The 24,124-nt window shown below is 66.6% G+C and carries 20 protein-coding genes; 10 read left to right on the top strand and 10 right to left on the bottom strand.

Translation table 11 applies throughout. The annotated features are described in order from the left end of the window. Positions 1-55 precede the first annotated feature (55 nt). Genes gatB through gatC form a run of 3 tightly spaced genes read right to left on the bottom strand, consistent with a single transcriptional unit; the run spans position 56 to position 3,361 of the window. Entirely contained in the window at positions 56-1,516 is a 1,461-nt protein-coding gene (gene gatB, locus ACEN9G_RS08185; protein ID WP_413338662.1) for an Asp-tRNA(Asn)/Glu-tRNA(Gln) amidotransferase subunit GatB, read from the bottom strand. A 26-nt stretch (positions 1,517-1,542) separates the two neighbouring features. Continuing rightward, positions 1,543-3,030 carry an Asp-tRNA(Asn)/Glu-tRNA(Gln) amidotransferase subunit GatA gene (gene gatA / locus ACEN9G_RS08180; protein ID WP_483127732.1) on the bottom strand — a complete coding sequence of 496 codons (1,488 nt, stop codon included), beginning with the start codon at positions 3,028-3,030 and terminating at the stop codon, positions 1,543-1,545. Positions 3,031-3,055: 25 nt separating this feature from the next. Continuing rightward, positions 3,056-3,361 carry an Asp-tRNA(Asn)/Glu-tRNA(Gln) amidotransferase subunit GatC gene (gene gatC / locus ACEN9G_RS08175; protein ID WP_371765932.1) on the bottom strand — a complete coding sequence of 102 codons (306 nt, stop codon included), beginning with the start codon at positions 3,359-3,361 and terminating at the stop codon, positions 3,056-3,058. Positions 3,362-3,669: 308 nt separating this feature from the next. On the opposite strand from gatC, the gene ACEN9G_RS08170 reads away from it, so the two are divergent. The 8 genes from ACEN9G_RS08170 (at position 3,670) to lpxD (ending at position 15,551) form a co-directional block, all read left to right on the top strand. Beyond that, positions 3,670-4,713: a rod shape-determining protein gene (locus ACEN9G_RS08170; protein ID WP_025511657.1), complete on the top strand. Its 1,044-nt coding sequence runs from the start codon at positions 3,670-3,672 to the stop codon at positions 4,711-4,713. A gap of 152 nt (positions 4,714-4,865) precedes the next feature. Then, on the top strand, positions 4,866-6,062 hold the full coding sequence (mreC, locus tag ACEN9G_RS08165) for a rod shape-determining protein MreC (protein WP_495605534.1): 1,197 nt from the start codon (positions 4,866-4,868) through the stop codon (positions 6,060-6,062). Then, positions 6,062-6,583, top strand: a complete 522-nt coding sequence (gene mreD / locus ACEN9G_RS08160; RefSeq protein WP_413344059.1) for a rod shape-determining protein MreD — start codon at positions 6,062-6,064, stop codon at positions 6,581-6,583. The genes mreC and mreD overlap by 1 nt, the downstream gene beginning before the upstream one ends. Before the next feature lie 24 nt (positions 6,584-6,607). Beyond that, on the top strand, positions 6,608-8,587 hold the full coding sequence (gene mrdA / locus ACEN9G_RS08155; protein WP_413344057.1) for a penicillin-binding protein 2: 1,980 nt from the start codon (positions 6,608-6,610) through the stop codon (positions 8,585-8,587). A 3-nt stretch (positions 8,588-8,590) separates the two neighbouring features. Then, positions 8,591-9,706 (top strand): rod shape-determining protein RodA, encoded by a 1,116-nt coding sequence (rodA, locus tag ACEN9G_RS08150; protein WP_413344055.1) that lies wholly within the window; start codon positions 8,591-8,593, stop codon positions 9,704-9,706. 52 nt (positions 9,707-9,758) lie between these two features. Next, positions 9,759-10,769, top strand: a complete 1,011-nt coding sequence (locus ACEN9G_RS08145; protein WP_483126555.1) for a septal ring lytic transglycosylase RlpA family protein — start codon at positions 9,759-9,761, stop codon at positions 10,767-10,769. Positions 10,770-11,192: 423 nt separating this feature from the next. Continuing rightward, entirely contained in the window at positions 11,193-14,270 is a 3,078-nt protein-coding gene (locus ACEN9G_RS08140; RefSeq protein ID WP_413343365.1) for a TonB-dependent receptor, read from the top strand. Positions 14,271-14,459: 189 nt separating this feature from the next. Next, entirely contained in the window at positions 14,460-15,551 is a 1,092-nt protein-coding gene (gene lpxD / locus ACEN9G_RS08135; protein ID WP_413343363.1) for a UDP-3-O-(3-hydroxymyristoyl)glucosamine N-acyltransferase, read from the top strand. Here the strand turns inward: lpxD and ACEN9G_RS08130 are convergent. From ACEN9G_RS08130 to argS, 7 genes are read right to left on the bottom strand one after another with little or no spacing between them, the layout of a single operon-like run. Beyond that, the gene (locus tag ACEN9G_RS08130) at positions 15,535-16,287 is read right to left on the bottom strand and encodes an SPOR domain-containing protein (RefSeq protein WP_483126554.1); all 753 of its coding nucleotides are present in this window, start codon (positions 16,285-16,287) and stop codon (positions 15,535-15,537) included. The genes lpxD and ACEN9G_RS08130 overlap by 17 nt on opposite strands. Positions 16,288-16,297: 10 nt before the next feature. Next, a complete protein-coding gene (locus ACEN9G_RS08125) occupies positions 16,298-17,050 on the bottom strand; it encodes a type III pantothenate kinase (protein ID WP_483126553.1) in 753 nt (250 codons plus the stop codon). Positions 17,051-17,065: 15 nt separating this feature from the next. Further along, positions 17,066-17,830 (bottom strand): biotin--[acetyl-CoA-carboxylase] ligase, encoded by a 765-nt coding sequence (locus tag ACEN9G_RS08120; RefSeq protein ID WP_483126552.1) that lies wholly within the window; start codon positions 17,828-17,830, stop codon positions 17,066-17,068. Continuing rightward, positions 17,827-18,621: an SDR family oxidoreductase gene (locus ACEN9G_RS08115; RefSeq protein ID WP_483126551.1), complete on the bottom strand. Its 795-nt coding sequence runs from the start codon at positions 18,619-18,621 to the stop codon at positions 17,827-17,829. Before ACEN9G_RS08115 ends, ACEN9G_RS08120 begins: the two co-directional genes overlap by 4 nt. After that, on the bottom strand, positions 18,618-19,295 hold the full coding sequence (locus ACEN9G_RS08110; RefSeq protein WP_413346372.1) for a thiol:disulfide interchange protein DsbA/DsbL: 678 nt from the start codon (positions 19,293-19,295) through the stop codon (positions 18,618-18,620). Before ACEN9G_RS08110 ends, ACEN9G_RS08115 begins: the two co-directional genes overlap by 4 nt. 9 nt (positions 19,296-19,304) lie before the next feature. Beyond that, on the bottom strand, positions 19,305-20,006 hold the full coding sequence (locus ACEN9G_RS08105; protein ID WP_483126550.1) for an SPOR domain-containing protein: 702 nt from the start codon (positions 20,004-20,006) through the stop codon (positions 19,305-19,307). A 23-nt stretch (positions 20,007-20,029) separates the two neighbouring features. Beyond that, positions 20,030-21,757, bottom strand: a complete 1,728-nt coding sequence (gene argS / locus ACEN9G_RS08100; RefSeq protein WP_413345362.1) for an arginine--tRNA ligase — start codon at positions 21,755-21,757, stop codon at positions 20,030-20,032. Positions 21,758-21,955: 198 nt separating this feature from the next. On the opposite strand from argS, the gene rsmB reads away from it, so the two are divergent. Both rsmB and ACEN9G_RS08090 read left to right on the top strand, forming a co-directional pair. Further along, positions 21,956-23,524, top strand: a complete 1,569-nt coding sequence (gene rsmB, locus ACEN9G_RS08095) for a 16S rRNA (cytosine(967)-C(5))-methyltransferase RsmB (RefSeq protein ID WP_483126549.1) — start codon at positions 21,956-21,958, stop codon at positions 23,522-23,524. 36 nt (positions 23,525-23,560) lie between these two features. After that, positions 23,561-24,124, top strand: coding sequence for a DUF4390 domain-containing protein (locus ACEN9G_RS08090; protein ID WP_413344664.1), 564 nt, complete (start codon positions 23,561-23,563; stop codon positions 24,122-24,124).

The raw sequence follows: 24,124 nt of genomic DNA, 5'->3' as shown, positions 1-24,124 counted from the left end.
TTGGCGGACGTAAAAAAACCGGAGCGTGCTCCGGTTTTTCGTTGGCGGAAAAGGATCAGGCCGCCAGCTTCTTCTTCAGCAGCTCGGTCACCTGTGCCGGATTCGCCTTGCCCTTCGACGCCTTCATGCACTGGCCGATCAGCGCGTTGATCGCCGCTTCCTTGCCGGCCTTGTACTGCTCGACCGACTTGGCATTGTTGGCGAGGACTTCGTCGACGATCGCTTCCAGCGCGCCCGTGTCCGAGATCTGCTTCAGGCCTTCGCGCTCGATGATCGTGTCGGCCAGGTGCTCGTCTTCCGACTGCGCTTCCCACATCAGGCTGAACACCTTCTTGCCCGCGTTGTTCGAGATCGTGCCGTCGGCGATGCGCTTCAGCAGCAGGGCCAGTTGCGATGCTTCGACCGGCGAGTTCTCGATCGCGACGTCGGCGCGGTTCAGCGCGGACGACACGTCGCCCATCAGCCAGTTCGCGGCCGCCTTGGCGCTTTCCTTGCCGGCCTTGGCGACGACGGCTTCGTAATACGTGGCCATCGCCTGCGACGACGTCAGGATCAGCGCGTCGTATTCCGGCAGGCCGTAGTCGCCGATGAAGCGTTCGCGCATCGCGGCCGGCAGTTCCGGCATGCCGGCTTTCACGCGGTCGATCCAGTCCTGCGAGATCGCGAGCGGCGGCAGGTCGGGGTCCGGGAAGTAGCGGTAATCCTGCGCGTCTTCCTTGGTGCGCATCTCGCGCGTTTCCTTGCGGTCCGGATCCCACAGGCGCGTGGCCTGCACGACCTTGCCGCCGTCCTCGATCAGCTCGATCTGGCGGCGTACTTCGTAGTGGATCGCTTCTTCCATGAAGCGGAACGAGTTCAGGTTCTTGATCTCGCAGCGGGTGCCGAATTCCTTCTGGCCAACGGGGCGCACGGACACGTTGACGTCGCAGCGGAACGAACCTTCCTGCATGTTGCCGTCGCAGACGCCCAGCCACATCACGAGTCCGTGCAGCGCCTTCGCATAGGCCACGGCTTCGGCGGCGCTGCGGATTTCCGGCTCGGAAACGATCTCCAGCAGCGGCGTGCCGGCGCGGTTCAGGTCGATGCCGCTCATGCCGTGGTAATCCTCGTGCAGCGACTTGCCGGCGTCTTCCTCGAGGTGGGCGCGGGTCAGGTTGACGGTCTTCGTCTCCAGCTTGCCGTCCTTCTCGAACGCGAACGTGAGGCTGCCGCCTTGCACGACCGGGTCTTCGAACTGGCTGATCTGGTAACCCTTCGGCAGGTCGGGATAAAAGTAGTTCTTGCGCGCGAAGACGGATTGCGGCGCGATCTTCGCACCGACCGCGAGGCCGAAGCAGATGGCGCGTTCGACGGCGCCCTTGTTCATCACGGGCAACACGCCCGGCAGCGCCAGGTCGACGGGGCTCGCCTGCGTGTTCGGCTCGGCGCCGAACTTGATCGAGCTGCCGCTGAAGATTTTGGAGTTGGTCGTGAGCTGGACGTGGTTCTCAAGACCGATGACGACTTCCCATTGCATGGTGTTCTCTCTTGTATGTCAGTGCGTCAAACGCCTTCGGGCGCGCGGGTATGCCAATCCGTGGCTTGCTGGTACTGGTGCGCGATGTTCAGCAGCTTCGCCTCGGCGAAATAATTGCCGATGATTTGCAGGCCCACCGGGCGCTTTGCATTCCGCATTGCTCCCTCCTTGCCTTGGCCGAAACCGCAAGGGATCGACATGCCGGGCAGGCCGGCGAGGCTCGTCGACAAGGTGAAGATATCGGCCAGGTAGTTCGCCACCGGGTCGTTCGCCTTGGAACCCAGGTCCCACGCGACGCTCGGGGCCACCGGGCCCATGATCACGTCGCACTTGTCGCGGAACGCGGCCTGGAAATCGTCGGCGATCAGGCGGCGGATCTTCTGCGCCTGCACGTAATAGGCGTCGTAGTAGCCGTGGCACAGCACGTACGTGCCGACCATGATGCGGCGCTGGACTTCCTTGCCGAAGCCTTGCGCACGCGTCTTCTTGTACATGTCCTGCAGGTCGGTGTATTCCGGGGCGCGGTAGCCGTAGCGCACGCCGTCGAAGCGCGACAGGTTCGACGACGCTTCCGCCGGCGCGATGATGTAGTACACGGGAATCGACAGCGACGTCTTCGGCAGCGAGATCTCGACCAGCGTCGCGCCCAGCTTCACGAATTCGTCCAGCGCGGCGCGCACGGCCTGCTCGACGTCCGCGGCCAGGCCTTCACCGAAGTATTCCTTCGGCACGCCGATGCGCAGGCCGGTCAGGGGCTGGTTCAGGTCGCGCGTAAAGTCTTCGCGCGCATTGCCCTGTTCCGGCGTGAGGCTCGTCGAATCGCGCTCGTCGAAACCGACCATCTCGTTCAGCAGCAGGGCGCAATCTTCCGCCGTGCGGGCCATCGGGCCGCCCTGGTCGAGCGACGAGGCGAACGCGATCATGCCGAAGCGCGACACGCGGCCGTACGTCGGCTTGATGCCGGTGATGCCGCAGAACGCGGCCGGCTGGCGGATCGAGCCGCCGGTGTCGGTGCCGGTCGCGGCCGGCGCGAGGCGCGCGGCGATGGCGGCGGCCGAGCCGCCCGACGAACCGCCCGGCACGGCCAGCGCGTCCCACGGGTTTTTCACGGCGCCGAACGCGGAGTTCTCGTTCGACGAGCCCATCGCGAATTCGTCGCAGTTGAGTTTGCCCAGCGTGACCATGCCGGCGTCCGCGAATTTCGTGACGACGGTGGCGTCGAACGGGCTGACGTAGTTGCCCAGCATCTTCGAGGCGGCAGTCGAGCGCCAGCCTTGCGTGACGAAGATATCCTTGTGGGCAATCGGAATACCGGTCAGCGGGCCGGCGTTGCCTGCCGCGATGCGGGCGTCGGCGGCCTGCGCCTGCGCGAGCGACAGGTCCGGATTCACGTCCAGGAACGCGTTATGCTGGCTGGCGGCGATGCGGTCGAGGTAGTGCCGGGTCAGCTCGGTCGCCGAGACTTGTTTCGAGTGCAGGAGCGCGGACAGCTCCTTGATGGTTTTTTGATGCATCATGATGGTCGACGTTCGCTGCGGGTTATTCGGTGGCGATGACTTTCGGCACCAGGTACAGGCCGTCCTGGGTCTTCGGGGCCGGGGCCTGGTAATCGTCGCGGTGGTTGTCTTCCGTCACCACGTCCTCGCGCAGGCGCAGGGGCAGGGCGAGCACGCTGGCCAGCGGTTGCGACAACGGCGCAACACCCGTGGTGTCGACAGCCTGCAACTGGTCGGCCAGGGCGAAGATCCCGTTCAGCTCGTTCAAGGCGATTTCGGCATGGGCCTCGTCCATATCGAGCTGGGCCAGGTTGGCGATCCGTTTTACGTCTGAAAGTGTCAGGGACATGGCAAAAGGCGCGGCTCGGCACCGCGTTAAAAGATGAGTGTGTAGATAATGAAATTTGGACAACGGCGCGCTAAAGCTGATAAAAGCTTTCTAATACCGTCGATCTCACAGGCTGATATGGGCACGAAACCACCCGTTTTTCAGCGTTTAATCGGTAAATTATAAGGTAGAATGGCGGGCTAATGCGTTCTCCGGGCGAAACCAGCCCCGCTTCCACGCATGAAAAGCCCGCGAGGCGGATTCGGCAGTCGCGGCGAGGATTCCCCGATTAATGTTAGGCGCACCTTATTGCGCATATCAGGACACACATGTTTGGTTTTTTACGTAGCTATTTCTCGAACGACCTGGCCATCGACCTGGGTACCGCCAACACGCTGATCTATGTGCGCGGCCTGGGCATCGTGCTGGATGAGCCTTCGGTCGTCGCGATCCGCCAGGAAGGCGGTCCGAACGGCAAGAAGACGATCCAGGCGGTCGGCAAGGAAGCCAAGCAAATGCTCGGCAAGGTTCCCGGCAACATCGAAGCGATCCGTCCGATGAAGGATGGCGTGATCGCCGACTTCACCGTCACCGAGCAGATGCTCAAGCAGTTCATCCGCATGGTGCACGACTCGAAGTTCTTCCGTCCCTCGCCGCGCATCATCATCTGCGTGCCGTGCGGTTCGACCCAGGTCGAGCGTCGCGCGATCCGCGAATCGGCGCTGGGCGCCGGTGCGTCGCAGGTCTACCTGATCGAAGAGCCGATGGCGGCCGCGATCGGCGCGGGCCTGCCGGTGTCCGAGGCGACCGGCTCGATGGTCGTCGACATCGGCGGCGGCACGACGGAAGTCGGCATCATCTCGCTGGGCGGCATGGTCTATAAAGGCTCCGTGCGCGTGGGCGGCGACAAGTTCGACGAAGCCATCGTCAACTACATCCGCCGCAACTACGGCATGCTGATCGGCGAACAGACCGCCGAGTCGATCAAGAAGGCAATAGGTTCGGCCTTCCCGGGCTCCGAAGTCAAGGAGATGGAGGTCAAGGGCCGCAACCTGTCGGAAGGTATACCGCGTTCCTTCACCATCTCGAGCAACGAGATCCTGGAAGCGCTGACCGACCCGCTGAACAACATCGTCTCGGCCGTCAAGAACGCCCTCGAGCAGACCCCGCCGGAACTGGGCGCGGACATCGCCGAGAAGGGCATGATGCTGACCGGCGGCGGCGCACTGCTGCGCGACCTGGACCGCCTGCTGATGGAAGAGACCGGCCTGCCGGTGCTGGTGGCCGAGGATCCGCTGACGTGCGTCGTGCGCGGTTCGGGCATGGCGCTCGAGCGCATGGACAAGCTGGGCTCGATCTTCTCGTACGAGTAACCCGGCCGTGGCTGCGCGGACAGGGCGTGTGACCGTTCCGGCGATCCCGGGATGGCACGCGCCGTCCGCGTTTGGTGTCGCCCGTTTGTCGCCATCCCGCTGCGGGCGTCTGGATTGACGCGGGCGCCGCAGGCCCCGCATTATTGGAAGTCATGGAATACAGTCCTCCGCCGCTGTTCAAGCAAGGCGCCCCCGCAAGGGTCAAGGTGACCGTGTTCGCTCTCCTGTCGATCGCGCTGCTCGTGGTCGACGCCCGCCTGCACGCGCTCACCGCCGTGCGCCAGGTGGCGGCAACGGTCCTGTACCCGTTCCAGATGGCCGCACTGGCCCCGCGCGACGCGCTGGCCAACATGGGCACGTATTTTTCCTCGATCTCCGCGCTGCAGAAGGAAGTGCGCGACCTGAAGAGCCAGCAGGTCGCGATGGCCCAGGTCATGCAGCAGGCGCAGCTCCAGATGGCCGAGAACGCGCAACTGCGCCGCCTGATGGACGCGCGCGAGCACCTCCCCGTACGCTCCCAGATGAGCGAGATCCTGTACGACGCGCGCGACCCGTCCACGCGCCGCGTGGTGCTCGACCGCGGCACCCGCAGCGGCGTCAAGCTCGGCCTGCCCGTGATCGACAACGCCGGCGTCGTCGGCCAGGTCACGCGCGTGTTCCCGTTCACGTCCGAAGTCACGCTCCTCACCGACAAGGAACAGGCGATCCCCGTGCAGGTGCTGCGCAACGGCCTGCGCAGCGTGGCCTACGGCCGCGGCCAGTCGGGCCTTCTCGACCTGCGCTTCGTCGCGCCGAATGCCGACATCCAGGTCGGCGACGTGCTCGTGACGTCCGGCCTGGACGGCATCTACCCGGCCGGCCTCGCGGTCGCGAAAGTCATCCAGGTCGAGAACCTGGCGCAGGGTGCCTTCGGCCGCGTCGTGTGCCAGCCGCTGGCCGGCATCGACCGCCACCGCCAGTTGCTGATCGTGATGTCCGACCAGCCGCTGCCGCCGCGCCCGGCCGCGGAAGTGCCGAAGGCCAACGCCAACACCACGTCCCGCAAGAATCTGCCGCGCATGGAACCCGTGCCGCCGCTGCCGCTGCCGCCGCAACCGCTGGCGCCTGCCGTCGCGCCGCCCGCGGCCGCCGGTGCGCGTCCGGCCACGGCGCCTGCGAACCAGAACCCGGCCGCGCCCGCGCGTGCGAACCCCGCTGCCGCGGCATCCGCGACGCGCAGCCCGGCTGCGACCGCACCGGCCGCCCCGCGGGCGCCGGCCACCGCCGCGCCGACCCAGGCCGCGCCTGTGCCGGCCGCCGGAGCGCCGGCCGCAGCCAACACCGCAGCCCGGCCGAAGGAGGGCACCTGATGCCGACGACGAACCGTCCGCACTACATCCTGCTGCCGGTCAGCCCGCTGTTCATCACGTTCAGCCTGGTCTGCGCGTTCATGCTCAACCTGCTGCCGTGGGGCCGCTGGGTCGGCGCGCCGGACTTCGTCGCGCTGGTGCTCGTGTTCTGGGGCATCCACCAGCCGCGCAAGGTCGGCATCGGCATCGCGTTCTGCATGGGCCTCCTGATGGACGTGCACGACGCCACGCTGCTGGGCGAGAACGCCCTCGCGTACACGTTGCTGTCGTACCTGGCGATCATGATCCACCGCCGCGTGCTGTGGTTCCCGCTCGTCACGCAGGCGATGCACGTGTTCCCGCTGCTGCTGCTCACGCAGGCGATCCAGGTGATGGTGCGCTTCTTTGTCACGGGCCGTTTCCCCGGCGCGCTCGTGTTCATCGAAAGCGTGATCGCCGTCGCCCTGTGGCCCGTCATCACGTGGCTGCTGCTGGCGCCGCAGCGCCGCGCGGTCGACAAGGACCATACGCGTCCGATCTGAAGCATTCATTCATCGCCTCCCCGAATGACCGAGATTAAAGACAGCGATCGCGAGATCCACCTGTTCCGGATGCGCCTGACGGCGATGGTACTGTTCGTCTTCATCTGCTTCGGCCTGCTCGTCGCGCGCTTCGTCTGGCTGCAGGTCTTCAAGCACAACCAGTACATGGCGCAGGCCGAGGACAACCGCATCGCGCTGGTTCCCATCGTGCCGAACCGCGGCCTGATCGTCGACCGCAACGGTGTCGTCCTGGCCAGCAACTACTCCGCCTACACGCTCGAGATCACGCCGTCGAAGCTGGAAGCGAACCTCGATTCCGTCATCGACGAACTCGCGAAGCTCGTCACGATCGAACCGAAAGACCGCAAACGCTTCAAGCGATTGATGGAAGAGTCGAGGAATTTTTCCAGCGTCCCGATCCGCACCCGCCTGACCGACGACGAGGTGGCGCGCTTCACCGCGCAGCGCTTCCGCTTCCCCGGCGTCGAAGTGCAGGCGCGCCTGTTCCGCCAGTATCCGCTGGGCGAAGTCGCTTCGCACGTGCTGGGCTACATCGGCCGCATCAACCAGGCCGAGGCCAAGATCATCGACGCCAGCGACGATGCCGCCAACTACAACGGCACGGACCATATCGGCAAGGAAGGCCTGGAAAAGAGCTACGAGCGCCAGCTGCACGGCCAGACGGGCTACGAGGAAGTGGAGCGTTCGGCCGGCGGCCGCGCGATCCGCACCCTGTCGCGCACGCCGCCGACGCCGGGCAACAACCTGATCCTGTCGATCGACATCGAGCTGCAGAAAGTCGTCGAGCAGGCGTTCGGCGATTACCGCGGCGCGCTGGTCGCCATCGAGCCCGCGACGGGCGACGTGCTCGCGTACGTGTCGCGGCCCGGCTTCGACCCGAACCTGTTCGTCGACGGCATCGACACCCAGAGCTGGACGGAGCTGAACACGTCGCTCGACAAGCCGCTGATGAACCGTCCGCTGTCGGGCACGTACCCGCCCGGCTCCACGTTCAAGCCGTACATGGCGCTGGCCGCGCTGGAGCTGGGCCTGCGCCGCCCCGAGTACGGCATCAACGACCCCGGCTTCTTCATGCTGGGCGGGCACCGCTTCAACGACGACAAGCGCGGCGGCCACGGCTACATCGACATGTACCGGTCGATCGTGATGTCGTGCGACACCTACTACTACCAGCTCGGCAACGAGATGGGCATCGACCGCCTGCACGACTTCATGCAGCCGTTCGGCTTCGGCGAAAAGACCGGCATCGACCTCGAACACGAGAAGACGGGCGTGCTGCCGTCGCAGCAATGGAAGCGCGAGCGCTTCAAGCGCAACCGCGCGGCGCAGAAGTGGGTCGGCGGCGACACGATCTCGATCTCGATCGGCAACGGCTTCAACAGCTATACGCCGCTGCAGATGGCGCACGCGGTGGCGACGCTCGCCAACGACGGCGTCATCATGCGGCCGCACCTCGTCAAGCTGCTCGAGGACGGCGGCAACCATGCACGCACGCCGACGGTGGCGAAGCAATCCGGCCGCATCCCGCTCAAGCAGGAGAACATCGACGTCGTCAAGCGCGCCATGGTCGGCGTGACGGCCGACCAGAGCGGCACCGCCTTCATCCCGTTCCGCAACGTGCAGTACACCGTGGCCGGCAAGACGGGTACCGCGCAGGTCGTGGGCCTGAAGGGCCAGAAGTACAATGCCGCCGCGACCCCGGAACGCCTGCGCGACAACGCGCTGTTCATCGCTTACGCGCCGGCCGACCATCCGCGCATCGCGCTCGCGCTGGTCGTGGAAAACGCCGGCTTCGGCGCGGCGGTGGCGGCACCGATCGCACGCAAGGCGCTCGATTACTACCTGCTCGGCAAGCGTCCGGGCGACGCGGACAAGCCGGCGCCGAAACCCGTCGACCCGGTCCCGGCCGACGAAGACCAGGTGGCGCCCACGGCCGGCGCCGATTTCAGGCCGGGCGGCGAGACCCCCGGCAACAAGGACTGAACCATGGCGCATTTTCCCGAACGCCGCTCGCTCAGCCGGCGCCTCAAACCGTATTTCACCGTCTTCGATCCGGCCCTGTCGCTGATCCTGTTCCTGCTGCTGTGCACGGGCCTCGTCACGCTGTCCTCGGCCGGCCACGACTTCCCCGGCCGCCTGGAAGGGCAGATCCGCAACATCATCGCGGCCTTCGTGTTCATGTGGGCCGCCGCGATCGTACCCCCGCAGACCCTGTTGCGTCTCGCCGTGCCGATCTATACGTTCGGCGTCGCGCTGCTGCTCGCGGTGGCGACCGTCGGCATCATCAAGAAGGGCGCGCGGCGCTGGCTGCACGTGGGCGTGGACATCCAGCCGTCCGAAATCATGAAGATCGCCACGCCGCTGATGCTGGCCTGGTATTTCCAGACCCGGGCGGGCATCCTCAACTGGAAGTCATTCGCGGTGGCGGCCGTGCTGCTCCTGATACCCTTCGGCCTCATCGCCAAGCAGCCCGACCTCGGCACGGCGCTGCTCGTGGGCGGCTCCGGCTTCTTCGTGATCTTCCTGGCCGGCCTGTCGTGGAAGGCGCTCGGCGCGCTGTTCGCGGCCGGCTGCGCGGGCCTGCCGGTGGCGTGGTCGATGATGCACGACTACCAGCGCGAACGCGTGATGACGCTGATCGATCCCACGTCCGATCCGCTCGGCAAGGGCTTCCACATCATCCAGTCGACCATCGCGATCGGCTCGGGCGGCGTGACCGGCAAAGGCTATATGAAAGGGACGCAGGCGTATCTGGAATTCATTCCGGAACGTACCACCGACTTCATTTTTTCGGTATATTCCGAAGAGTTTGGTCTGGTCGGCAACCTCCTGTTGCTGTTCCTGTACCTGCTGCTGATCGGGCGCGCGATGATGATCGCGGCCAATGCACCGAACCTGTTCACGCGCCTGCTGGGCGGATCGGTCGCGATGATGTTTTTTGTGTATGCCTTTGTCAACATGGGCATGGTCAGCGGCATCCTGCCCGTGGTCGGAGTTCCGCTTCCTTTCATGAGCTATGGCGGAACCGCGCTGATTACTTTGGGCCTCTGCAGTGGTATATTGATGAGTATTCAACGACACCGCAAACTGGTGCAGACCTGATATGCAAGAGAACGCGAAGGCCGTTCCGAGGTCGCTCCCAGCGGTCATTGCGATGTTGGCAATGATGGCGGGGTGCAGTACCACGGACCAGAACGGCGAACACAAAAGCCTGATCCCCCTGCCGTGGAAGCACAAGGTCACCCGCGTGGATCCGAAGCTTCCGAACCTGCCGCCGGCCGGTTCCGGCCGCGGCGGCTACTACCAGGACGACGGCCCCGGCGCGAATCCGCCGCCGGGCCTGCTGGACACCCCCGACGCCGTCGTCAAGTACGAGCCCTACGCCAAGTTCGCCAACAAGCCGTACTCCGTGTTCGGCCAGACATACACCCCGCTCATCAACGACGAACCGTTCACCCAGCGCGGCGTGGCCAGTTGGTATGGCGTCAAGTTCCACGGCCAGCGCACGTCGTCGGGCGAAGCCTACGACATGTACAAGATGACGGCCGCGCATCCGACCCTGCCGATCCCCTCGTACGCGCGCGTCACGAGCCTGGAGAGCGGCAAGTCCGTCGTCGTGCGCATCAACGACCGCGGACCGTTCCACTCCGACCGCGTGATCGACGTCTCGTACACGGCCGCCCTCAAGCTGGGGCTGCTGGGGAAGGGCAGCCACCAGGTCCAGGTCGAGCGTCTGTTCCCGGGCGACGTAATGCAGCTCGCGTCCGCGCGCCGCGCCGCCGCATCCGAGGCGCAGGCCGTGCCGGCACCGCCCGCCATCGCCGCCCTCATGCTGGAAGACCGTGTCGACATGGACAGCGCCGCCGTCGCGCGCGCACAGGCGCCTGCCGCCTCGACATCGGCCTCGGCCTCGGCGTCGGCCGACAAGGCTGCGTTGGCGCCAGGTTTCTATCTGCAACTGGGCGCTTACGGACGCGACGGCAAGGCCGAGGAAATGGGCGAAAAACTCAAGCAGGCCGGCGTCGACCTGGCGGTCGAAGTCGTCCGTTCGGGCAGCGTCAACCGCCTGTACGGCGGCCCCTTCGAATCCCGCGCCCTCGCGCAGGAAGCGGCGCGTGCGCTGCCGGCCGGACTCGGCCTGAAACCCATCGTCGTACGGCGCTGAGCGGCAGGGTAGGCCGCACGCGTCTACTGCCACCTTCCATAGACATCAGACGTCTGATCAATGTTGATGGCAGTTCTTCCCGTAATCCCGACAATTTCTCATGTCACATGGTGTATTTTTGTGCGTGAATGGCCTAAAACGATGCTTTCTGCATGTTTTATCATCAGATGTCAGACATCTACAACGTTTTTTGTTTTGCTATACGCTACCATTTTTTGCGCAAGCGATTCTTGATCTTTCCAAACATAAAAAGGAGCTTTGTCGAAAACTGCCTGATAAATGCAAAGCTCCTGTCGATGTTTGCGCATAACATTTATGTTTGCGCGATTGACACCGTTAACATTGTGCTCCTACACTGATTTTGCCAGCCATAAAGACGGCCCATCGGGACGTCCCAGGCATAGAAAAACACAGGAGACAGCAATGATCGAGAAGTCCGTACAACGGCGCCGCCAGCGCCGGCAAGTCGTGCTTGGCCTGAGCGTGCTCGCAGGCCTTATCCAGCAAGCATATGCGCAAGATACCGCGGCGCCGGCCCAGCCCGCGCCGGTCGTCCAGGCCGATACCAACGTCGTCAAGGTGACCGGCTACCGCGCCAGTCTGCTTTCGTCGGCGAAGGATAAAAAGGAGTCCGTCGGTTTCACGGACACCATCAGCGCCGAAGACATCGGTAAATTCCCCGACAAGAATATCGCTGAATCTCTGAGCCGTGTGCCGGGCGTGCAAATCGCGCGCGACGTGACGGGCGAGGGCATGAACATCCAGATCCGCGGCCTGGGGTCGAGCTTCACCAAGATCCTGCTGAACAATGCGCAGATCGCCGTGGCGTCGTCCGGCCCGATCGACGGCGCGAGCACCAACCGCGAAGTCGACCTCGACCTGCTGCCGACCGACCTGTTTACCAAGCTGACCGTCAGCAAGAGCCCGACGGCCGGCCTGATCGAAGGCGGCGCCGCCGGCGTCGTCAACATGCGCAGCGCGCGCCCGTTCGACAACCCGGGCACCCACGTTTCGTACAGCGGCACGGCGCAGAAGCAGCAGATCGCCGACGGCGTCGGCGGCCGCGGCTCCATCGTGGCCAGCAAGACCTGGGGCGACAAGTTCGGTATCCTGGCCGGCATCGCCGTTAACCGCCAGAAGTCGCGCACGACCGGTTACGAGACCGTCGGCCTGACGAACCCGAACCTGACGGCAGCCCAGAGCTCCTCGCCGACCCGCAACAGCACCGGCGGCGGCAACTGGACGATTCCGGCCACCGTTCCGGCCGGCGCCGGCGCCGGCCTCGTGGCGGGCACGCCGATCGACCAGGCGTTCCTGCTGGCGCACAACCCGGGCCTGACGATCGACCAGATCGACAACGCCCTCGTGCCGCGCCTGGGCCGCTTCATGGATTACTTCGGCACGCGCGACAAGGGCTCGGCCATCCTCAGCGCCGAATGGCGTCCGCTGGAAAACCTGCACTTCTACGTCGACACGCTGTACAGCAAGAAGGACGACGACATGCAGCGCATCGCCTACACCTGGGCGGTCCGGAACAATGCAGCGATCCCGCTGAACATGCAGGTCGACAAGAGCGACTGCACCACGGGTTGCACGGTCACGTCGGGCACGTACGCCAACTCGACCTACTTCATCGAATTCGGCCCGCGCCGCGACCGTACCGACCTGAAGGGCATCAACCCGGGCATGGAGTGGAAGATCACCCCGACCCTGAAACTGGAAGCCCAGGCCAACGCCACCAAGTCGACGTTCTCGCACGAAGCACCGACCATCATGCCGATCACGGCAGCCGGCAGCGGCCTCGTCACCACGTTCCAGAACAACGGCGGCGTGCCGAGCATTTCGTTCAACAAGGACGTCAACGACCCGGCGAACTTCGTCTGGGCCGGCGGCCGCGTCAACATCCAGAACGAGCTGCGCGAAACGAGCACGAAGGGCTTCCACACCGACCTGACCTGGGGCGATTCGAAGCTGAGCGTCAAGGCCGGTCTCGCCTACGACGACATCGACCGCCGCATCCGCGGCCAGGACAACTCGGCCGCGTGGCAGGCCGCCGTCTGCGGCAACAATCCGAGCGTCTTCATCCAGGGACCGAACGGCGCGCCGCCGTGCGACGGCGCCAGCACGCCGGGCGCCAGCGCCGCCGCGCTGTACCCGGGCTACGGCACCGGCTACACGGCCGGCCAGACGGCACCGCTCACCTACCAGGGTTCGCTGATCCCGCTGAACAAGCTGGCCTCCTACCTGGTGCAGGGCCCGCACGACCGCCTCGTCGTCGACTGGGACCGCTTCCGCAAGGATTCGAACTACGACGCGTACAACTCGAGCGCGCCGGATTCCACGAGCTCGTCGACGGGCGCCAGCTCGGGTTATGTGCGCGAGCGCTCCACCGGCTTCTACACCGAGCTCAACGGCGAAACCAAGCTGTTCAGCTTCCCGGTCCGCTACAACGCCGGCGTACGCTATGTCCGCACCAAGCAGGAAGTGGGCTCCCTGAACTCGTTCAGCGACCCGCGCAACGCCAACCTGACGCTGAACGGTTCGAAGTACCCGAACCAGACCGAGTGGGTCTACCAGGACACGACCTACAACAACACGCTGCCGTCGGCCACCGCGGCCATCACGCTGCGCAGCGACATCGTGGCCCGCATCGCGGCGTCGAAGACGATGACCCGTGCGAATCCGAACTCGCTGCGTCCGGGCATCAACTTCAGCGGCACGTCGGCCGACGTCGGCACGATCGGCAGCCCGGAACTGAAGCCCTACCTGTCGAACAACATCGACCTGGGCATCGACTGGTACACCGGCCGCGAAGGCTATGTGAGCCTGACCGTGTTCCAGAAGAAGGTGAAGGGCTTCACCGTCATCGACAACCTGACGATGCCGTTCTCCGCCCTGGCCGCCTACGGCATCACGTACAACAACCTGATCCCGACGCAGCAGGTGGCGATCAACTCGCGCGGCGGTCCGGACGTGGCCACCGTCGTGATGAGCCAGGAACGCAACGCCGGCGGCATCCTGACCGTGCGCGGCCTCGAGATCGGCTGGGTCCAGCCGCTCGACAAGCTGCTGCCGATCAAGGGCTTCGGCTTCAGCGAGACCGCGACCCTGATCAACCAGAGCGCGAGCGGCGAGGGCACCAACGGCTTCGTGGCGCTGAACGTGCCGAAGAAGAGCAACAACTTCGGCTTCTACTACGAGAACCACGGCTACATGGCGCGCATCTCGCACCAGTACCAGCAGGGCAGCCAGAGCGCCAACGCGAACCAGAGCGGCGTGACGCTGGCGGCACTGTACGGCCGCTCGTACAAGCAGGCCGACTTCTCGTCCAGCGTGGACCTGGAAGAAGTGCTGAACCGCGACAACTGGCCGACGATCACGTTCGACATCGTCAACCTGAACAAGGCCAAGCGCGAAGGCTACTTCCAGTTCCCGAACGCACAGTTCACGTCGTTCGATCCGGGCCGCACCTTCCAGCTGGGCATCCGCGGCAAGTTCTGATCGCACGGCAGTACCTTTTACGTCCCCTGTCCCCGCTTTCGACCGGCATGCAACGCGCCGGTTGCGAGCGGGGCTTTTTCTTTTGCGGTAGCTCACACCGCTTCCGTTTTCCCCCCGGGATCCGGAACTGCCGGCCTGGCGTCCCTGTCGAACCGCATATCGACGCAACGACGCGACAGGAGGCAGGGGATGGGGGCACGACTCGTGGAGCTGGTCACGCGCTTCGGCGGCCGGCTGGAAGGCGACCCGGACATCGAAGTGGCGCGCATCGCCCCGCTGGACCGCGCGGGCGCCACGGACATCAGCTTTCTCAGTAACAGCCGGTTGCGCGCCGTGGCCGCGCACAGCCGCGCGGCGGCGCTGATCCTGGCGCCGCTCGACGAGCCGGAGGTTGCGGCCACGTACGCGGGCGCGCGCATCGTCACGAACAACCCGTACGCGTATTTCGCGCGCACGGCGCAATACCTGTGCGCGCCCGGACATACGCCCGTGCCGGGCATCCACCCGACAGCCGCCGTGCACCCGGGCGCGCGCGTGGACCCGACTGCCTTCCTCGGTCCGCACGTCACGGTGGAGGAGGGCGCGGCCGTCGGGCCCGGCGCCGTGATCGACGCGGGCTGCTACATCGGCCGCGACGCCAGCGTGGGCGAGGGCACGCATTTCTTCGCCAACGTGACCTTCCACGCGCGCTGCGTCATCGGCGCGCGCGGCATCGTCCACTCCGGCGCCGTGATCGGGGGCGACGGCTTCGGCTTCGCGGTGGACGGCGGCGTCTACATCAAGATTCCGCAGACGGGCCGCGTCGTCATCGGAGACGACGTCGACATCGGCTCGAACACGGCGGTCGACCGCGGCGCGCTGGACGACACGGTGATCGAGGACGGCGTAAAACTCGACAACCTGATCCAGATCGGTCACAACTGCCGCATCGGCGCGCACACGGCGATGGCCGGTTGCGTGGGCGTCGCGGGCAGCGCCACCATCGGCCGGCACTGCACGTTCGGCGGCGCCGCGATGATCAACGGCCACATCGACATCGTCGACAACGTCCACGTGACGGCCGGTACGCTGGTGCCGAACTCGATCACGGCACCGGGGCGCTACACGGGGTTTTATCCGATGGCGCCGAATGCGGAATGGGAACGCAACGCGGCGCTGCTGCGCAACCTGTCGGCGATGCGGGAAAAGATCAAGATGCTCGAGCGGGCGGTGAAGGTGCTGGGTGGCGAGCAGGCGGGACAGTCATCCCGCGATGCGTCCGCGCTTACCCGCAGCTCTTGACGTCCGCCCCGTCATAACGCTCGGCATAGCCTTCGATGCGCTTGCGGGTCGCGGCATCGAGGCTGCGTACGCGGTAGACGTAGTGAGTCGTCTGCGGCCCGCGCGGTGCGATGCGCGCCGTGTGCACGCCCTGCTTGCCCAGTTGCGCGAGCATCGCCTGGGCGCCGCTCTCGGTCTTGAACACACCCAGCGAGATCGCGTATTTCAAAGGCGAGTCGCCCTGCAGGACGTAGAAATTGGTCACGCCCAGGCTGCGTAGTTCGGCGGCCTTGCGGTCGGCCGCTTCCTTGCTGCCTTGCGCCGGGATGTGCACGAGCCAGCTGCTGACGTCCTGGGCCTGGATGGTCTGGCGCGACTGGCGGTCGCCGAGGTCCAGCGCGGCCAGGCGCGCTTCGAAGCGGCGGGCGTCGGTGGAATTGAACGGGCCGATTTCCGTGCACGCGAAGGCCGGGACGGGAGCGGGGACCGACGGCGCGCCGGCAGGTGCGGGTGCGCTTGCCGCAGCGCTTGCCGGCGCAGCGACGTCCGCCGCATCGCCACCCGCCGGCGGCGCAGCGGCCTTTGCGGCGGCCTCGGCCTGGTCGCGCGTCAGCAGGGTCATCTTGGCCGTGTTGAACTGCCGCTTCAGGCGCGTCGGTTCGTGCTCGTTGCTCCTGGCCGTGCCGAGCAGGCCTTGGGCATACGCGAACAGGGCGGCGTTCAGGAACAGCAGGGACCAGAAGGCGAGTCGTAGCACGAGCATGTCCTCAAGCGGGAGCGGAGTCGGTAGCAAGGAAGGGTGCGGCCGCATGCAGGCCCACCAGCACAATATTATCCAGCATCCAGTGCGGGACGGACAGGAGCGGGGCCACGCTGGCCGCCGCGCCGCCGGAGACGATGCACAGGTCGGCCGGCAGCGCCGCGCAGGCGCGTTCGATCGCGCCTGCCTGCGCGGCCAGGCAGCCGGACAGGATGGCGTCGCTCGTGTGGTCCGCGAAGGTCGGCGGAGTGGCACCCGGCGCGACCTGCGGCAGCTGGGCCGTGCCGCGTGCCAGCGCGCCCAGCATCAGGCCCAGGCCCGGCAGGATCATCCCGCCGAGGAAGTCGCCGGCGGCGCTGACGGCGTCCACCGTCGTCGCCGTGCCGCACGTGGCCACGACGAGGTTCTTGCCGGGGGCGACGCAGCGTGCGCCGAGGGCGGCGGCGAAGCGGTCGCTGCCCAGCTGCGTGGCATTGCGGTAGCGGTTGCGCATGCCTTGCAATTCAGCGCGCGACGTGAACCATGTGGGCGGGGCGGGCAGCAGCGGGGCGAGCAGGGCCGTCAGCTGGGCCGCCATCGCGTGGCCCGCCACGCTCGAGACGATCGCGCGCGCAAGACCCTGGCCCGCCCACGCGGCCTGCAGGCGCTCCAGTTCCGCATGCGGCACGGCGCCATGCGCGGTCCAGTCGCCCGGCGCGGCGTCAGGGGCCGCGATGGCCCATTTGATCCTCGTGTTTCCAGCATCGACGAGCAGCAGCATTTGACCTCCCGGACATCAATCCTTCGTGCGCAGCGACACGTCGCCCGCCACGATCGTCACACGACCGGCCGCGGTGTCGAGCAGCAGCCGCCCCGTGTCGTCCACGCCGGCAGCAAGGCCCTCGTGCCGCACCTCGCCACGGTCGAGCAGGACGACCGGCCGGCCCTGCCACGCGTGCAGCGTATTCCAGCGCGCGACGAAGGCGGCGAACCCGGCGTGCGCGAACAGCGCCAGCGCCTCGGCCAGGCCGTCGAGCAGCGTGGCCATCAGCGCGTCGCGGTCCATGCGCGCGAGCCACGGCATCGCGGCGGCGCTGCGGCCGATCCTGTCTTCGAGTGCGTCCGGCATCACGAGGTTCACGCCGATGCCGACGACGGTCCACGCGGCGCCGTCCGCCGCCACCTGCGTCTCGACGAGGATGCCGGCCAGCTTGTCGCCGTCCTTGAGCACGTCGTTCGGCCATTTCAGCTGCACGCTCTGGCCGAGTTGGCCGAGCGTTTCCGCCAGCGCGACACCGATCGCGAGCGGCAGGCCGGCCAGGCCGCGCAGCCCCCCGGCGAAGCGCCACGCGAGCGAGAACGTCAGCGAGTGACCCGGTTCGGACAGCCAGCTGCGGCCCGCGCGGCCGCGTCCCGCCGTCTGGTGTTCGGCGACGAGCAGCACGGGTGCCGTCAGCCGCGGCGCGCGCGCCAGCAGGTCGGCATTCGTCGATCCCGTTTCCGCCACCACCTCGACGGCGACGCCGGCGCGCGACAGCGCCATGATGCGGTCGGCGTTCATGGCGCCACCTTGCCGGATTTGGTCGGCGCGTGCGCGAACAGCGCGTCGAACAGGACGTTGGGCAGCAGGCGCAGGACCTTGGCGACGACGCCCATCGGCCACGGGATCACGCGGTAGCTCGTGCCGGCGTCGATGGCGCGGGCGGCCGCGGCCGCGAAGCGGTCCACGGGCATCAGGAAGGGCATGGGAAAACGGTTCTGGCGGGTCATCGGTGTGTCGATGTAGCCGGGCGCGATGGTCACGACCCGGATACCGTGGGGTTGCAATTCGAGGCGGAGCGATTCCGCATAGGTGTGCACGGCGGACTTCGACGCGCAGTAGGCGCCGGCGCCTTTCATGCCGCGGATGCCGGCCACGCTGCCGATGGCGACGAGGCGGCGCGGGCCGCGGTCGTTGACTTCCCTGCGTTTCATCGTCTCGACGAACGGCGCAAACGTGGCGACGGTGGCCGTCACGTTGATGGCGAAGATGCGAGCAAAGTCGGCAAGGTCATCCGGCCGTTCCGTCAGCGTCCCGGCCGAGACCCCGGCGCTGGCGATGACGACGTCGGCGCCGCCTTCACGCGCGATGAAATCAAAGGCGGCCGCGGCCAGTGCCGCATGGTCCGTCACGTCGACGGTGTAGATGTGGTGACCGGCGGAGAAGGGCAGCGCGTGCAGGGCATCCGCGCGGCGGCCCAGCAGGCCGAGGACGGCACCGCGCGCCGCGTACTCGCGCGCCAGGGCGGCCCCGATGCCGCTGGACGCGCCCGTGATGAATACGCGCAGCCGGCGGCTCCGCGCCGCGGTCATTTCCTGTCCGCTTTCGCTTTCGCGACGAGGAAGTCCATCACCTGCAGGGCCGCCTGCTGTTGCTGGGCTTCCGTCGTGCCCTCGGGCGCGCCCGCGCCCGCGTGCGACGGCGACGTGACGAAGCGGCCGTCGACGACGACGAGCGGCCAGCGGTCCACGCCATACGAATCCATCATCGCGCCAGCGCGGCGCAGCTTCGCCTGGATGCCGAACGAGCGGTACGTGTCGACGAACTTCGCGCGGTCGATGCCATTTTGCGCCACCCAGTCGAACACCTGCTCGTCGCTGGACAGGCGCAGGTGCTGCTGGTGCATGGCGTCGAACACCTTCTGGTGGTACTGGTTCAGCAGGCCCATCGCATCCAGCGTGTAGAACAGGCGCTGCTGCGGCAGCACGCTGGCGCCGCCCTGGATGTGGACGCGCTTGAACACGATGTTGTCGCCCTGCTTCTTGACCCACGCTTCGAGCGCAGGTTCGAACGCGTAGCAGTGCGGGCAGTAGTAGGCGAAGAACTCGATGACTTCGACTTTTGCGCCGGTATCGGTCGGCTGCACGGAAGGCAGCACGAGGTATTGCGACCCTGCCTGCGGCTCGGCGGCCGATGCCGACAGCGTGGCGGATCCGGCCGCGAGGCCGAGGAGGGCGGTGCAGAACAGACGGCGCGTCAGAGACATCGCGACCCCTTATCGTTGGTTACGCACGATGGCGACGTCGACGCCGCTGTCGAGCAGCTTGGCACGCGCCTTGTTCATGGCTTCGACCTGGTTGTACGGGCCGAGGCGCACGCGGTGCAGCACGCCGCTGTCGCTCGTGCGGTCGCTGATCGCCGCTTCGAAGCCGAGCAGCGCGAGCCTGGCGCGGGTCGCTTCCGCATCCGACAGGTCGCGGAACGCGCCCGCCTGCAGATAGTAGATGTACTCGCCGGCGGCGGCAGCGGCAGGGGCGGCGGCCGGTGCCGCGGGGGCCGCCGATGCGACGCGTGTCTCCGGTTTCGGCTCGACCCTGGCCGGTGCCGGCTCTTTCATCGCGGCGATCGCCTGGCCCAGCGGATCGACGTCGGCCGGTTTGGCGCTCGGTGCCGGTGCGGCATCGGTGCCGCCGGAACGCGCGGCCGCCTTTTCCGTGATCTCCTTGTTCGCTACGCGCGCGGCGTCGCGGTTGGCGTACATCGGCTTGTTCGGGTCCTGGGCCTGGCCCGGCGCCGGATCGGCCGGGCGGCCCGCCTTGACCGTCTTGTCGGTGAACGGCGAGGCGCCCTTGGTGATCGTCAGCGCGACCGCGACCGCGATGCCCAGACCGACGATCAGGCCGATGATGAGGCCAGTGAGCGTACTGCCCCGCTGGCGCGTGAAGGAGGATTGCGAGCGATTACGGAAAGCGATCATGTAGTACGGTATGGTTAAAACGCTTACATTTTCTCCGGCGCCGAGACGCCGATCAGGGCCAGGCCGTTGCGCAGCACCTGGCGGATGGCGGCCGCCAGCGCGAGGCGCGCGAGCTTGGTCGGCTCGTCGTCGTCGAGCAGCCACTTGTGCGCGAAGTAATAGCTGTGCAGTTCGCCGGCCAGTTCGCGCAGGTAGAACGCGACCTGGTGCGGGCCCAGCTCGACGAGCGCGCGCTGCAGCATCTCCGGGTACGACGACAGCTTGGCCAGCAGGCCGGATTCGTGCGCATTCGTCAGCGGGGAGAGATCGACGTTGGCCAGTTGCGCCACGTCGCCGCCCCAGTTCGCGAGGGCCGAGCAGATGCGCGCGTGGGCGTACTGCACGTAGTAGACGGGGTTCTCGTCGTTGGTGGCGAGGGCGACGTCGACGTCGAACACGAATTCCGTGTCGGCCTTGCGCGAGATGAGGAAGAAGCGCACGGCGTCGCGGCCGCGGGTCACGTCGCCGTTGCCCGACCATTCGATCAGGTCGCGCACCGTCACGTACGAACCGGCGCGCTTGGAGATCTTGACCTCCTCGCCGTTCTTCATGACGGTGACCATCTTGTGCAGCACGTAGTCGGGATAGCCCTGCGGGATGCCGATGTTCACGGCCTGCAGGCCGGCGCGCACGCGGGCGATGGTGCCGTGGTGGTCGCTGCCCTGGATGTTGATGGCCTGGTCGAAGCCGCGCTTGAATTTCTGGATGTGGTACGCCACGTCCGGCACGAAGTACGTGTAGGTGCCGTCGGACTTGCGCATCACGCGGTCCTTGTCGTCGCCGTAGTCCGTCGTCTTGAGCCACAGCGCGCCGTCCTGCTCGTACGTCACGCCGGCGTCGACCAGGGCCTGCACGGCCGCCTCGACCTTGCCGTCCGTGTACAGCGAGGACTCGAGATAATAGTTGTCGAACCTGACCCCGAACGCTTGTAAATCCTGGTCCTGCTCGTTGCGCAGGTAGGTGACGGCGAAGCGACGGATCGATTCGATGTCGTTCGTGTCGCCGCTGGCGGTGGCGGGCTGGCCGTCGCTGGCCGACACGGTCTTCTTCGCGAGGAAGTCGTCGGCGATGTCCTGGATGTAATCGCCGTTGTAGGCCGATTCCGGCCATTCGATATCGCCCGGACGGAAACCGCGCGCACGGGCCTGGACCGAGTTGGCCAGGGTCAGGATCTGCACGCCGGCGTCGTTGTAATAGAACTCGCGCGTGACCTGGTGGCCCTGCGATTCGAACAGCGACGACAGCGCGTCGCCAAGTGCCGCCTGGCGGCCGTGGCCCACGTGCAGGGGGCCGGTCGGGTTGGCGGACACGAATTCGATGATCACGTGGTGGTCATGGCCCGAGTCGCCGCGGCCGAAGGCGTCGCCCTGCTGCAGGACGGTCTTCACGACCGACTGCTTGGCGCTGGCTGCCACGCGCAGGTTGATGAAGCCCGGGCCGGCCACGTCGGCCGATTCCACGAGACCCGCTGCCTTCGGATCGGCCAGCAGCGCGGCGACGAGGCGGGTGGCCAGTTCGCGCGGGTTCGTTTTCAGCGGCTTGGCCAGCTGCATGGCGATGTTGCAGGCGATGTCGCCGTGACTCGGATCGCGCGGGCGTTCGAGTACAACTTTCGGATTAACGTCAGTAGGCGAGAGGTCGCTGCCGGCGACGATTGGGGCCAATGCGGCCTGGAACAGGGCAACGATCTCTTGTTTTTGTTGGGCGAGCATGAACTGTGGTCGAAAAAATAATGGTCAGTGCGGCGTGGTCGGTGCGGCGCGGTGGCGGTGCCACTGGCAGGCTAAGCGATCATTATACTGGTTTGCCGCAACGCGCAAACCATCCGGGGGCACGGACACAAGCCTCGCTTAAGCCTGCGCAACGCGTAACCGTTACAATGAGCGTCTTTATGCATTGATCGATTTGCCATGACCGAAAAGCGCTCGACGCTCACTCTCAAACCCAAGGCCGGCGGCCGCAACGGCGGCAAAAAGGCCGGCCCGGCCCGGCCGGGTGGCGCACCGGGCAAGGGGCAGACCGCCCCGCGCGGCCCCGGCGGCACGCCGCCGCGCGGCCCGCAACAGGTCGAACCGGCCCCGCGCGACGCCGGCTACGCGTCGTCCCGTCCCAAGGACGAGGGCGCGCGCCTGCGTCACAGCCACGAGGTCAAGGCCCACGTCCAGCTCGATTACAGTCCCGACCTGCGCACCGATTCCCTCGCGTTCGCCCTGCTGGGCGCGGCGAGCAGCCTCGCGCGCGTGCGTGCCGGCACGGCGCTCCCCCACGCGCTGGCCGAGGTGTTCCAGGCGTATGACGCCCCGCCGCAGGCGCGCGGCGCCATCCAGGACATCGCCTACCGCGCCATGCGCCAGCTGGGGCGCAACGAGATCCTGCTGAGCCTGATGACGAGCAAGGCACCCGAGCCCGCCATGTTGGCCGGCCTGCTGGAATGCGCGTTGGCGTTGCTCGACCCGCCCGAAGGCAGCGAGCCGCCTTATGAAGCCTTCACGGTCGTCGACCAGGCCGTCTTCGCCAGCTCCGCCCACCCGGATTTCGCGCACGCGAGGGCGATGGTGAACGCCGTGCTGCGCCGCTTCCTGCGCGAGCGCGAGCAACTGGTCGGCGCCGCGCTGCGCGACCAGGTCGCCCAGTGGAATTACCCGCAATGGTGGATCGACTCGGTGCGTACGGCGTACCCGGACGACTGGCAGGCGATCCTCCAGGCGGGCAACCGCCAGCCGCCGCTGACTCTGCGCGTCAACCGCCGCAAGACGGACGTCGACACCTATCTGAAAACGCTGGCTGCGGCCGGCATGCGCGCGGAGCAGGTGGGGCCAAGCGCCGTACGCCTGGCGCAGGCCGTGAACGTGGCGCAGATCCCCGGCTTTGCCGACGGCCTCGTGTCCGTGCAGGATGCCGGTGCCCAGCTGGCCGCGCCGCTGCTCGACCTCCACGACGGCATGCGCGTGCTGGATGCGTGCGCGGCGCCGGGCGGCAAGAGCGGACACATCCTGGAGACGGCCGACGTCGACCTGACGGCGCTGGATGCCGACGCGCGCCGCCTCGTGCGCGTGGACCAGAACCTGCAGCGCCTGGGGCTGTCCGCGACCGTCAAGGCGGGGGCGGCGGAAGCGACGGATTGGTGGGATGGCCGTCAATACGATCGTATCCTCGCCGACGTGCCGTGCACGGCGTCCGGCATCGTCCGCCGTCACCCGGATATCCGCTGGTTACGACGCAAGAGTGACACCCACCAACTTGCAACACTTTCCGGCAAAATACTCGACAATCTTTGGCAGATGCTGCGGCCCGATGGTAAATTGCTGTTCGTGACATGTTCGCTCTGGCCGCAGGAATCGGAAGCGCAGGCCGCCGCCTTCGCGGCGCGCCACGGTGCGGTCCGTCTCGACGCGCCGGGCCAACTGCTTCCTCGAAGTGGCGCCGGGCAGGATCATGACGGTCTGTTCTACGCCTTGTTCCAGAAGGCCGGAGCGTGAGCAATCCCGACAACGCTTTTTAAGGCTCTGGCCCTAGTGACTGTACGATTTTTCCGCCTCATCGCCTGCCAGCTCTTGCTGGCATTCGCATGCGCAACGGCGCAGGCGGCCGACGGGATCGAAATCACCTTTGCCAGCATCGAAGCGTCCGACGACGGCTATCGCCTGAAGGCCGCTTATTCGTTCGACCTGACGCCCGGCCTCGAGCAGGCCATCCAGCACGGCGTGCCGCTGTCGTTCACCACCGAGATCGAACTGACCCGGCCGCGCTGGTGGTGGACCGACGACCACGCCGTCTCCTCGCGCCGCACGGTCAAGCTGAACTACGACCCGCTGTTCCGGGTCTATCACTTGTCCGCCCTCGGCAGCATCCAACAGAATTTCGACACGCTCGACGAAGCGTTGCTCGCGATCCGCCGGCCGACCCGCTGGCTGATCGCCAAGCCGGGGGCGCTGAAGCCGGGCGAGACCTATAACGTTACCGTGCGCATGTTCATGGACCGCGAATACCTGTTGAAACCGCTCCAGGTCGATGCCCTGAATAATTCCGACTGGCGCCTGGCCTCGCACAAGAAGACCTTCACCTACCGTGCGGAGTAA

Source organism: Massilia sp. Masssp94 (assembly GCF_059491305.1).
This window is presented reverse-complemented; position numbering and strand designations above follow the sequence as displayed.